8 protein-coding genes are annotated in these 11,597 nt (G+C 73.0%); 4 read left to right on the top strand and 4 right to left on the bottom strand.

Annotation, left to right across the window (positions count from 1 at the left end):
• Nucleotides 1–37: 37 nt before the first annotated feature.
• Complete coding sequence (locus ACGF3A_RS15925) at nt 38–589, bottom strand: PadR family transcriptional regulator (protein WP_393730003.1); 552 nt, start codon at nt 587–589, stop codon at nt 38–40.
• A 92-nt stretch (nt 590–681) separates the two neighbouring features.
• Nucleotides 682–1,137, bottom strand: coding sequence for a DedA family protein (locus ACGF3A_RS15920; protein ID WP_393730001.1), 456 nt, complete (start codon nt 1,135–1,137; stop codon nt 682–684).
• 605 nt (nt 1,138–1,742) lie between these two features.
• Here ACGF3A_RS15920 and ACGF3A_RS15915 point away from each other — a divergent pair.
• The 3 genes from ACGF3A_RS15915 to ACGF3A_RS15905 all read left to right on the top strand — a co-directional run bounded on the left by ACGF3A_RS15915 (nt 1,743) and on the right by ACGF3A_RS15905 (nt 5,321).
• Entirely contained in the window at nt 1,743–3,224 is a 1,482-nt protein-coding gene (locus tag ACGF3A_RS15915) for an amino acid permease (RefSeq protein WP_393729999.1), read from the top strand.
• Between the two features lie 120 nt (nt 3,225–3,344).
• A complete protein-coding gene (locus tag ACGF3A_RS15910) occupies nt 3,345–4,625 on the top strand; it encodes a glycosyltransferase family 4 protein (RefSeq protein ID WP_393729997.1) in 1,281 nt (426 codons plus the stop codon).
• Between the two features lie 105 nt (nt 4,626–4,730).
• Entirely contained in the window at nt 4,731–5,321 is a 591-nt protein-coding gene (locus ACGF3A_RS15905; protein WP_393730697.1) for a SigE family RNA polymerase sigma factor, read from the top strand.
• Here the strand turns inward: ACGF3A_RS15905 and ACGF3A_RS15900 are convergent.
• Complete coding sequence (locus ACGF3A_RS15900; RefSeq protein WP_393729996.1) at nt 5,274–7,292, bottom strand: alpha/beta fold hydrolase; 2,019 nt, start codon at nt 7,290–7,292, stop codon at nt 5,274–5,276. The genes ACGF3A_RS15905 and ACGF3A_RS15900 overlap by 48 nt on opposite strands.
• 389 nt (nt 7,293–7,681) lie before the next feature.
• Between ACGF3A_RS15900 and ACGF3A_RS15895 the strand changes: the two genes are divergently transcribed.
• Nucleotides 7,682–9,913 (top strand): BTAD domain-containing putative transcriptional regulator, encoded by a 2,232-nt coding sequence (locus ACGF3A_RS15895; protein WP_393729994.1) that lies wholly within the window; start codon nt 7,682–7,684, stop codon nt 9,911–9,913.
• Between the two features lie 43 nt (nt 9,914–9,956).
• On the opposite strand, the gene ACGF3A_RS15890 is transcribed toward ACGF3A_RS15895, so the two are convergent.
• Nucleotides 9,957–11,504 (bottom strand): FG-GAP and VCBS repeat-containing protein, encoded by a 1,548-nt coding sequence (locus ACGF3A_RS15890; RefSeq protein ID WP_393729992.1) that lies wholly within the window; start codon nt 11,502–11,504, stop codon nt 9,957–9,959.
• Nucleotides 11,505–11,597: the final 93 nt, after the last annotated feature.

Raw genomic sequence — 11,597 nt, 5'->3', positions numbered from 1 at the left:
GGACGGTGAGGGTGAGGGTGGGCGGAGAGCGGAGGGGTCAGCGGCCGAGCCGCTGGAGGGTGGCGATCACGTCGTCCAGCCAATCGAGCGTCATACGTTCGTACGCGATGCCGCCGCGCAGCACGACATGCTGGAGCTCCTGCCCCGCGTCGAGCGTCCCGGGCGCCCCGGGCCCGGTGAAGTCGCGCCGCTCCCCCGCGAGGTAGTGCGCGAGCCGGTCCGTGTGCGCCGCGCGGTGCCGCTCCACCTCGCGGAGGAGCGCCGCCGGGTCGTCGAAGGCCGCGCCGCGGATCTTCACGGCGAGTTCGTGCCGGACGCTCTCCGGCTCGATCGGCTCGTGCAGCCACCCGGAGAGGGCGTCCCGGCCGGGGGCCGCTACGGAGTACTCCTTCTTGTCCGGCCGGGCCTGCTGCGCCACCTCGCGGGCTTCGATCCAGCCGTCGCTCTCCATGCGCTTGAGGACCCGGTAGATCTGCTGGTGGGTGGCGGTCCAGAAGTAGCCGATGGAGCGGTCGAACCGCCGGGCCAGCTCGTATCCGGAGCCCGGCTTCTCCAACAGCGAGACGAGAATCGCGTGCTCAAGCGCCATGCCCGCATCCTTCTATGCAACTCGTTGCATAGACAAGCGGCACCGTGCGGGTGAGACGTGGCTCACGAGGACGTGACTCACGAGGTCGTGGCTCACGAGGCGGTGCGGCCGCGCCTCCGGTACGTCACCACGGCCCAGGCCGCGAGGACGAGCGCCGCGAGCCCGGCGGCGGCGAGGGCCGCCTGCCCGGCGGAGAGCCGCGCCAGCAGCTCCAGCACGCCGATCCCGGCGGTCGCGTAGATCAGCGCCCAGGCCGCTCCCCCGAGGAGGAGGGCGGGCAGATAGCGCCGCAGCGGCATGCGCATGGTCCCCGCGAGGAAATTGGCGGCGGTCTGGAAGCCCACGGTCAGGAAGGAGACGGCCACCACGGGTGCGCCCCAGCGCTGGATCGCCCGCTCCACCCGGCGGAACCGCTCGTGGGAGAACCGCTCGGCGAGCTTGCCGCGCCTGGCGCCCGTACCGGCGAGCCACCCGACGGCGAAGGTGCCTCCGGCGCGCAGCAGGACGATGACGTAGAGACCGGCGGCCGTGAGTGCGACCTTGTCCACGGCTTCTCCGTCTCCCACTGGGTGCTGCCACCACGTCCGCTGCTGCGGATCCCAGGTTAGGCGAACGCCCGTGCACGGCCGCGCAGCAGGTCGGCGCCGGGGCTCACCGGCCTCCGCCGAGGCCCCCCGGCCGAGGTGGCTTACGCGTCCCGCGCGGAGGATCGCTCGGCGCGGGACGCGCGTTCGCTGAGGTTAGAGGCGGGGCGGCGGGCCGGGCCATGGACGGATGTCACACTCTCGGCACCCCGGCTTCCGACAGATGTACGAAGCCGGGACGCTCCGCGGCCGATTCCGGAACTCGGGGTGTACGGGGATCGAGGACGTGCCTTACTGTTCCCGCCAGTCGAAGCGACGCGACCGGCAACGTGCCGCCTCCGACCGGCCGTCCCCCTCCCGCCGGAGAACCCGGAAACCGCCGCACCACGCCCACCCGGCCCGCTCGGCGCGCCTCACCCGCGCCGCACCGCGTGGCGGTCCCGTCCTCCGTGCCCCGACCCCTCCCACCGGCGACCTCCGTCGACGGAACGCCCCGTGCTGCGCGGAATCCCGCGCGGCACCACGCACAGCACGTGTCCCCCCATCCCCCCATCAAGGAAGTCACGCGCATGCAATCCTCCTCCTCCAAGGCGACCCCGCCACCGTCCTCCGACGGCCTCCAGGCCGGTCTCAAGAACCGCCATCTCTCCATGATCGCGATCGGCGGCGTGATCGGCGCCGGTCTCTTCGTCGGCTCCAGCTCCGGCATCGCCGCGGCCGGACCCGCCATCCTGCTCTCGTACGCGCTCGTCGGCCTGCTGGTCGTCTTCGTGATGCGGATGCTGGGCGAGATGGCGGCGGCCAACCCGACCTCCGGCTCGTTCTCCGCCTACGCGGACAAGGCGCTCGGCCGCTGGGCAGGTTTCTCGATCGGCTGGCTCTACTGGTTCTTCTGGGTCGTGGTCCTCGCCGTCGAGGCGACGGCGGGCGCGGAGATCCTGGAAGGCTGGATACCGGCCGTGCCCCAGTGGGGCTGGGCGCTGATCGTGATGGTCGTCCTCACGGCGACGAACCTCGTGTCGGTCGGCTCGTACGGCGAGTTCGAGTTCTGGTTCGCGGGCATCAAGGTCGTCGCCATCGGCGCGTTCGTCGTGATCGGCGGGCTGGCGGCGTTCGGGCTGCTGCCCGGCTCGGACAACGAAGGGGCCGGACTGTCCAACCTCACCGCGCACGGCGGCTTCTTCCCCGAGGGCCCGGGGGCCGTCCTCACCGGCATCCTGCTGGTGGTCTTCTCCTTCATGGGCAGCGAGATCGTCACGCTCGCCGCCGGGGAGTCGGAGAACCCGCGCCGCGCGGTCACCAAGGCCACCAACAGCGTGATCTGGCGCGTCGCCGTCTTCTACCTCGGCTCGATCTTCGTCGTCCTCGCCCTGCTCCCCTGGGACAGCAAGGCCATCGCCGACAAGGGCTCCTACGTCGCAGCGCTGGACTCCATCGGCATCCCGCACGCCGGCCAGGTCATGAACGTCATCGTCCTCACGGCGGTGCTGTCCTGCCTCAACTCGGGCCTCTACACGGCCTCCCGGATGGCCTTCTCCCTCGGCAAGCGCGGCGACGCGCCCCGCTCCTTCGCCCGTACGAACGCGCGGGGCGTGCCGCAGGCGGCGATCCTGGGCTCCGTCGTCTTCGGCTTCGTCGCGGTCTTCTTCAACTACCAGTGGCCGGACACGGTGTTCGCGTTCCTGCTCAACTCCTCCGGCGCGGTGGCCCTGTTCGTCTGGCTGGTCATCTGCTGCACGCAGCTGCGGATGCGAGGCATCATCCTGCGCGAGAACCCGGAGAAGCTGACCGTACGGATGTGGCTCTTCCCGTACCTCACCTGGGTGACGATCGGGATGATCTCGTTCGTCCTCGTCTACATGCTGACCGAGCCCGACGCGCGCGAGCAGGTCACGATGTCGATGCTGGCGGCCGTGATCGTGGTCGGCATCGCCCTGATCCGCGAGCGCGTCACGGGCGGCGCGGGCCCGGCTGCGGGCGGCGGAGAGCCGGATTCCGCGGCGGCGCGGGAGCCGGAGCGGGAGCCGGAGCCGAGCGACAGCGCGCCGTAACCGTTCCGGATCATTCCGGATTGAACCCCGGTCCCCTCCCTCCCGTTGTCACCTGTCGTGCGGCGGCCCCGGAAAGGGCCGCCGCGGTGACGGCAACCAGGGATTCGGGGGACCGGGACAGTGCACATCTCGTTTCTGATCTTCAGCGCGTACGGGATGGGCGGCACCGTGCGCACCACGTTCAATCTGGCGCAGGCGCTCGCCGAGCACCACGAGGTGGAGATCGTGTCGGTCTTCCGCTACCGCGACAGGCCCTTCTTCGAGCCGTCCCGGGGCGTACGGCTGACGTCGCTGGTCGACATGCGCCGGAACAGCACGGCGTACGACGGAGCCGACCCCGAGCACGCCGTCCCCGCGCGGGTCTTCCCCGTCGCGGACGGCCAGTACGCGCGGCACAGCGCGCTGACGGACCGCAGGATCGGCGCGTACCTGGCCCGTACGGACGCCGATGTCGTCGTCGGCACCCGTCCCGGACTCAATGTGCACGTGGCCCGGCAGACGCGCCGCGGCCCCGTGCGCATGGGGCAGGAGCACCTCACGCTCGCCACGCACTCCCCTCGGATGAAGCACCTGCTGCGCCGCACCTATCCCCGGCTGGACGCGCTCACCACGGTCACCGAGGCGGACGCGCGCGACTACCGCAGCACCCTGCGGCTGCCCGGCGTGCGCGTCGAGGCGCTCCCGAACAGCGTGCCCGCGCCGCGGGTCGGCCCCGCCGACGGCGGCAACAAGTGGGTGATCGCGGCGGGCCGCCTCGCGCCCGCCAAGCGGTACGACGTGCTGATACGCGCCTTCGCCGAGGTCGCCCGCGAGCGGCCCGACTGGGGCCTGCGCATCTACGGGCACGGCCGGGAGCAGGACAAGCTGCGGAACCTCATCGACGAGCTCGGCCTCTACAACCACGTCTTCCTGATGGGTTCGGCCCATCCCATCGAGTCCGAGTGGGTCAAGGGAGCGGTCTGCGCCGTCACCTCCAGCCTCGAATCCTTCGGCATGACGATCGTCGAGGCGATGCGGTGCGGCCTGCCCGTCGTGGCGACGGACTGCCCGCACGGGCCGGGAGAGATCATCCGCGACGGCGAGGACGGACTCCTGGTCCCCACGGGAGACGTGCGCGCGATCTCCGGCGCGCTGCTCCGCCTCATCGACGACGACCGGCTCCGCGCCCGGATGAGCCACGCCGCGCTCGCCGCGTCGGCGCGCTTCGACCCCGCGCGTGTGGCGGCCCGTTACGAGGACCTGCTGACCTCGCTGATGAGCGACCGGGCCGGTTCGCTGCACCGTGCGCGAGGGGCGCTGCTCGGCGAGGCGTACGCCGCCCGGCACACCGTGCGGCGGGGCGTGGGGTACGCGCGTCGGCGGGTGGGTCATGTCCTCGCCACCGAGCGGGCCACTGGTTGAACCACTTGGGCCGTGAAACGTAGTTACCCGTGACAAGGTCCGTTCGCCAGGGGAACAGGGGGAGTTGACGTGGTGCGACAGTTTCGTACGGCAGCGGCCGGAGGGATGCCCGTGATCGCGCCCTGGCCGGCCGCGCGCCCCGTGCGGATGCCGGGGCCGCGGGAGGCCCAGGGGGACGGTGACGCGGCGACGGCCGGGGCCGTCGGCACCACGGTGGACCAGCTCACCGAGACCTACCGCGCCCACTACGCCTCCCTGCTCAGGCTCGCGGCGCTGCTGCTCGACGACACCGCGTCGTGCGAGGACGTCGTGCAGGAGGCGTTCATCCGCGTCCACGCGTCCCGCAAGCGTGTCCGCGACCCCGCGAAGGTCCTGCCGTATCTGCGGCAGACCGTCGTGAACCTCTCCCGTTCCGCGCTGCGCCGCCGCTTCCTCAATCTGAAGCTGCTCGCCAAGCCGATGCCCGACATGGCCAGTGCCGAGGAGGGGGCCTGGGACCGGCTCGAACGGGACCGGCTGATCGAGGCGATGCGCGGTCTCCAGCAGCGCCAGCGCGAGGTGCTCGTGCTGCGCTACTTCGCGGACATGTCGGAGGCGCGGGTGGCCGAGACGCTCGGGATCTCGCGGGGCGCCGCGAAGGCGTACGCCTCACGCGGCATCGCCGCCCTCCGTACCGCCATGGACACGGCGGAGTGACGGGCGGGACGGGCGGGACGGGCGGTCGGCCGCCGCGGTGCCGTCCCGCCCGCCCCCCAGGTGGCGGGCGAGGAAGCGCCTGACGGCGTGGTGGACGTCGAGCTCGTCCTCGGTGTTCACGAAGGTGTGCCCCACGTTCTCCTTGACCAGGTGCTCGACCTCCACGCCGCGCATCCGCAGCGCCCCGACGAGCCGGTCGACCTCGCCCTTGTCGACCCGTACGTCGTCGGCGCCCTGGACCACCATCAGGGGCACGCGGATCCGGTCCACCCGGCCGACCGGCGAGCGGGCCAGCAAGTCCGCCTCCCGCGCGGGGGCGTCGGGGTCGCCGGTGGCGTCGGGGTCGCCCACGAACCGGTGCCAGTTGTGGGCCAGCCGGTGCCGGTTCCGGTGCCCGGCTAAGGCGGACAGGCTCCGCAGATGGTGCGCGAGGTTCACGATGCCGCCGATGTCGACGGCCGCGGCGAAGACGTCCGGCGCGGAACCGGCGCCGACCAGCGCGGCGTAGCCCCCGTAGGAGCCGCCGAGGACCGCGACGCGGCCGCGGTCGGCGTACCCCTGCCCGACCGCCCACTCCACGGCGTCGACGAGGTCGTCGTTCATCTTTCCGGCGAACTCACCCACTCCGGCGGACAGATGGGCCCTGCCGCATCCGGTGGACCCCCGGTAGTTGACCTGGAGCACCGCGTAGCCGTGGTTGGCCAGGAACTGGACGAGCGGGTGGAAACCCCAGCTGTCGCGGTGCCACGGACCGCCGTGGACCAGCAGGACCATCGGCAGTCCCGCCGGTTCGACTCCCACGGGCAGCGTGAGGTACGAGCGCAGGCGCAGCCCGTCGCGCGCGGTGACCGTCACCGGGCGCATCGGGGCGAGCGTCTCGGGGTCCAGGTGCGCGTACGGCCGGAAGAGCGGCCGGGCCCGCCCGGTGGCGTGGTCGTAGAACCAGGTGGCGTGGGGGTCGCGGTCGTGGGTGAAGCTGACGACCCAGCGCTGCCCGCTGTCGTCGGACGAGAGCGTCGACAGGTCTCCGTCGGACAGTTGTTCCAGCCGTTCCAGCACCTCGGCGAAGTGCGGGTCCAGCGCCCTGATCACCTGGCGTTCGCCGAGGTAGCGGACGCCGAGCAGTTCGCCCGTACGCCGGTCGCGGACGAGCGGCGACGGGAAGGCGCGGAGGGCGGCCGACCGCGTGTCGAGGTCGAGGTCCGGGTGGCTGTCGGCCTCGCTCTCCTCGCCCGTGGCCAGGTCGACCCGGACCAGGCTCATCCGGTCGCCGTCCCCGTAGGAGCCGAGCCATAATCCGGCTCCGTCCGGGGTGAGCTGGACCGGATGGATGCCGAGCGGGTGGTCGGTGCCGTCGCGGACGAGGAGGGGGCGCAGCGTGCCGGACGCGCTGTCCCAGCGGGAGAGTTCGAAGTCGCCGTCGGCGTTCAGCGCGTGGGCGTAGATGTCGCCGGTGGTGCTGAACAGCCAGCCGTCGGGATGCCCCGGGTTCTCCGCCAGCAGGGTGAGGGCTCCGGTCGCGATGTCGGCCTCGTAGAGATCGAACGCATCGGGGCCTGTGAGGTTCAGCTGGACGGCCACCTTCCCGGCACGTCCCCGGCCCCGTCCGGGCAGGAGTTCGTAGTGCGCGACCCTCGCTCCGGTGAAGGGTGTGAGGTCGATGGCCGGGGCATCGGGATCGTCCAGGTCGACCCGGTACAGGTGCCGGTTCTCCTCGCCGTCGCTCTCCTGGGCGAAGAGCAGCCACCGGGGGTCGTCCGTCCAGTGGTGGTCCAGGACGCCGCGGACGTCGTCGGCGGTCACGCAGTGCGGGTCCTCGTCGGGCTCGTCGAGGCGCTGCACCCAGACGTTGAGCCGTTCCTTCCACGGCGCCAGATACGCGAGCCGCGTGCCGTCCGGCGAGATCGACGCACGTGTGCCACCGGGCTGGCCGAAGAGCTCCCCCACCGCGATGGCCTCGGGCAACGCCATGCCAATCCTCCCTGGAGCAGTCCCGGGAGCCGCCCGGCACCAAGCGTCGGAAGCGGTGCGTCCATCGGACCACCGGGACAACCGCAGCTTGGGCCGTGCCCCGTCCCGGCCGCCACACTTGGCCGCGACTACGGGACGTTGGAACGCCCGAACGGGCGCTGACCAGCAGGAACGCACAGAACCTGGAACGGGACCCCGGAACGGCGCACCTCGCGAGAAAGGCCCCGTCCCTCCGCGCCGGGGGGGGGATGGCGGAGAGCGGGGCCGGGGCCGCTCCCGTCGCCCGGCCTGGTCGGGGCGGGCACGGCGGGAAGCGGCACTGCTGACACGGACGGGAGCCGTGATCGGTTCAACGCCTTCGGTTCAACGGCTTTGTATAGTCCGGAAGTGTGAACTCGGGCCAAGAGGACGCTCCGCGCTTCGCCCTGCTGGGGCCGCTCCGCGCGTGGCGCGGCGGGCGGGAGCTGGACCTCGGTTCGCCCCAGCAGCGAGTCGTGCTCGCGATGCTGCTGCTCCGGCGCGGGCGGCTGGTGACCACCGCCGAACTCGTCGACGCCGTCTGGGGCGAGGACCCTCCGGCAACGGCCGTCCCGGTGCTGCGTACGTATGTCTCACGGCTCCGCAAGGTGCTGCGGTCCGAGGCGGCCGCCGCCGGTTCCCCGCAGGTGGTGGTCTCGGCGGCCGACGGCTATCTGGCCCGCGTCCCCCACGGCTCCGTGGACCTGGGCGTGTTCGAGGAGCGCGTCGCCGAGGCGCAGCGGCTGCGCGCCGCGGGCGAGCTCCCGGCCGCCGCCGAACGGCTGCGCGCCGCGCTGGCGGAGGGGGAGGGAACGCCGCTGGCCGGGCTCCCCGGTCCGCTGGCGGAGGCCGAACGGTCCCGGCTGACCGAGGAGCGCTTCGGCGCCCTGGAGGCCCGCCTCGACATCGAGGTCCAGCTCGGGCGGTACGACGGGGCCGTCGCCGAACTCCGCACCCTGCTCGCCCTGCACCCGCTGCGGGAACGGCTCTGCCGGCTCCTGATGCTCGCCCTGCACCGGACAGGGCGGTCGGCGGAGGCGCTGGCCTGCTACGACGAGACGCGCCGCACCCTGGTGACCGAGCTGGGAATCGAGCCCAGCCCGCCGCTGCGGGAGCTGCACGACAGCATCCGGGCGGCCGACGACGTTCCGCTCCCCCGAGCCCGGGAGACCGGGCCCGCGCAGCTGCCTCCCGATCTGACCTCCTTCGTCGGCCGGAGCGCCGAGCTCGCCCAGCTCCAGGCCCTGTTGCCGGACCGTTCGCCTCCCCCGACGGTCGTCGTCGCCACCGTGAGCGGCATGGCCGGTGCCGGGAAGACGGCCCTGGCCGTGCGCTGGGCGCATCAGGTCGCCGACCGCTTCCCCGACGGGCAGCTCTTCCTCAACCTCCGCGGCTTCGACGCGGGCGAAGAGCCCGTGCCCGCACAGAGCGCCCTGCGTACCTTCCTCGCCGCGCTCGGCGTCCCGGAGCAGCAGATTCCGGCCCCGCTCGACGCACAGGCCTCGCTGTACCGCAGCCGTCTGGCCCAGCGGCGGGTGCTGATCCTCCTCGACAACGCGCGCGACATCGAGCAGGTCCGGCCGCTGCTGCCCGGCTCCCCCGGCTCACTCGTCGTCGTCACCAGCCGCAACCGGCTCACGGGCCTCGTCGCGAGCGCCGGAGCGCACCCCGTGACGCTCCGCCGGCTGACCCCCGAGGACGGGCATGCCCTCCTCGGACACCGCCTCGGCGCACAGCGGACAGCGGCGGAGCCCGCCGCGGCCGACGAGATCGTGGCGCGCTGCGCCCGGCTGCCGCTGGCGCTCGCCGTGGCCGCCGCGCGCGCGGCGGCCAACCCGGGCTTCCCGCTCAGCGCGATCGCCGAGGAGCTGCGCCACAGCGACGAGAACCTCGACGCCTTCGCGAGCAGCGATCTGAGCACCGACGTCAGAGCCGTCTTCTCCTGGTCGTACGCGGCGCTGTCCGCCCCTGCCGCGCGCCTCTTCCGCCTCCTGGCGCTGCCCACGGGCCCGGACGTCTCCGCGCACACGGCGGCGGCCCTGGCCGGGCTCGGCACTGCGGCGACCCGCGCGCTCCTCGCCGAACTGGCCGACGCGCACCTGCTCGTCGAGCACCGGTCCGGCCGCTACACCCCGCACGACCTCCTACGGGTCTACGCCGCCGAACGCCTGCGCGCCGCCGGACCGGTGCGGGAACAGGAGCGGGCCGTCGAGCGGCTGCTCTCCTGGTACCTGCACACCATGGACGCGGCGCACCCGCTCCTCACGCCCCACCGCAGACGACTCCGGCTCGAACCGCCGCCGCCCGGCTGCCTTCCCCTCGCCTTCACGGACCGCGAGGAGGCACGCGAGTGGTGCGAGACCGAACGGGCCAACCTCGTCGCCGCCACGCACTTCGCCACCGTCTCGGGCAGAGGCGACCTCGCCTGGCGCCTCAACTCCGCGCTGTGGGGCTTCCTCCACCTGCGGAACCACCTCGCCGACCGGCGTGACGCCTCCCCGGCCGCCCTCGGCCTGGCCCGCGCCGCGCACGGCCGCGCGGGCGAGGGCGGGGCTCTCAGCCTGCTCGCCCTGAACGCGGGAATCGACGGCGTCCAGCCATGACCGTCACTCCCGTCCCTCCCGCCCCTCCCGTCGCACCGGGCCGCTAGCGTACGTGCGCGCCGAGCGTCTCGTCGTCCGGTGCGGGCCCGTCCCCGAAGTCGCGTGGCCGGTACTGGCGTGCCGCGTCCTGCGGCCACGTGCCGTCCCGCGCGGGGAAGATCCACAGGGCTCCCTCGAAGCCGCCCGTGCGCGGGGCGCCGATGGTCAGGTCCGCGTGGCCGTCGCCGTTCACGTCGCCCATACGGAAGGCGGCACCGAAACGGGTGCCGGTGGTGGTCTCCTTGTGCTCCCGCCCCTCCTTCCGGGACGAGGCGGGCTCCTCGACGACGCGTGCGCCACGCCCGGTGAGGCCTTTGGCCCCGCCGTACAGCACCGTGACGCCGTTCTTGCCCTTGTCGTCGCCCTCGCTCTGGGCGTCCTCGCCCGCCGGAGTGCTGACCGCCACGTCGGCGTAGCCGTCGCCGTCCGCGTCGCCCGCTTCGAGCGCGGAGGCGAACTGGCCGTACTTCTCCTTGTGGCCCGGCACTCCCGGGGAGTCCTGGTCGAGTTCGGTGTGCCGGGAGGGGTCGGGGCCCTCCTCGGAGCCGTGGAAGACCTCGACGGGTCCTGACCCCGCCGAGTCGGGCGCGGCGCCCTTCGCGTAACGGCGCAGGATGAGGTCCGGATAGCCGTCCTTGTCGACGTCGCCGGTGGTGGAGGCCTGGATGCCCGGCAGCAGGCCCGTGTCGGGCTTGGCGAAGCCGTCGGGGCCGCCCGCCGTCCAGCTCGTCTCGACCTTGCCGCTGCCCATGCCGTCGTCCTCGGTGGCGTGGGAGCTGATCAGGTCGTCGCTGCCGTCGCCGTTCAGGTCCGCGGCGAAGGCGGTGACGAGCTGGTCGCCGTTCTCCGGGTCGCGGAAGGGGGCCGGGACGGCGGCCGTACCGCCTGTGCTGCCGTCGCGCCGGAACGGGCCCTTGACCAGGTCCCGTTTGCCGCCGATCCCGATGACGAGGTCGCTGTGCCCGTCGCCGTCCATGTCGCCCGCGACGAGAGGGGCGTCGCCGAGCGGGGTGCTCGGGTAGGAGTCCGGCACGTCCTTCACGTACGAGCCCCCGGAGAGCCCCTTCGGTGAACCCCACAGGACGACGAGCCCGCCGTGCGTGCCCTCGGGCAGCTTGCTCTTCTTCCTCCCGGCCTCCACGGAGGCCGCCAGGTCCGTATAGCCGTCCCCGTCGAAGTCGCGGGCCGCCGTCAGCGCGCCGAACGACACGCCCTTGCCCTCGCCCCCGGGGACGCCGGGGCTGTCGAGGTCGAGGCGCGCGCGACGGCGCTCGTCGCCCTCGCGTGCGCCGTAGACCACGGAGACGGGACCGCCGCCGACCTCGCCCGTCGTGTAGACGTCCTGCGTGCCGTCCTTGTCGAAGTCCGCGACCGGCGCCGTTCCGCCGGGTCCCGCCAGGGCCTTACGACGGGGCTTCGGCTCCTCCTCGGAGTCACCGCCGCCGAGCGAGCCCCAGATGAGGGGAACGGCGGCGATCACCACGACGGCCAGCGCCACCGCCACGAATCCGAGGCGCCTCCGGGCCGGTCCTCCCGGGACCGGTTCTGTCATCTCGCTGAGGTCCTGCACGGGTACTGCTCCCAAGGCCGGTCTCTGTGCTGTGGTGCTGTGCGGGGACACGGGGGTGGAACGGGCCAGTGTGCC

Origin of the sequence: Streptomyces sp. NPDC048172, assembly GCF_043202595.1 — a bacterium.
Classification (GTDB): Bacteria; Actinomycetota; Actinomycetes; order Streptomycetales; family Streptomycetaceae; genus Streptomyces.
Note: the sequence above shows the minus strand (reverse complement) of the source record. Positions and strands in the feature narration are given on the sequence as shown.

What these genes read in the sequence shown, in the direction of transcription:
- ACGF3A_RS15925 (WP_393730003.1), bottom strand. Translation starts at nt 589, where the DNA reads ATGGCGCTTGAGCACGCGATTCTCGTCTCGCTGTTGGAGAAGCCGGGC.
- ACGF3A_RS15915 (WP_393729999.1), top strand. Translation starts at nt 1,743, where the DNA reads ATGCAATCCTCCTCCTCCAAGGCGACCCCGCCACCGTCCTCCGACGGC.
- ACGF3A_RS15905 (WP_393730697.1), top strand. Translation starts at nt 4,731, where the DNA reads ATGCCCGTGATCGCGCCCTGGCCGGCCGCGCGCCCCGTGCGGATGCCG.
- ACGF3A_RS15900 (WP_393729996.1), bottom strand. Translation starts at nt 7,292, where the DNA reads ATGGCGTTGCCCGAGGCCATCGCGGTGGGGGAGCTCTTCGGCCAGCCC.
- ACGF3A_RS15890 (WP_393729992.1), bottom strand. Translation starts at nt 11,504, where the DNA reads ATGACAGAACCGGTCCCGGGAGGACCGGCCCGGAGGCGCCTCGGATTC.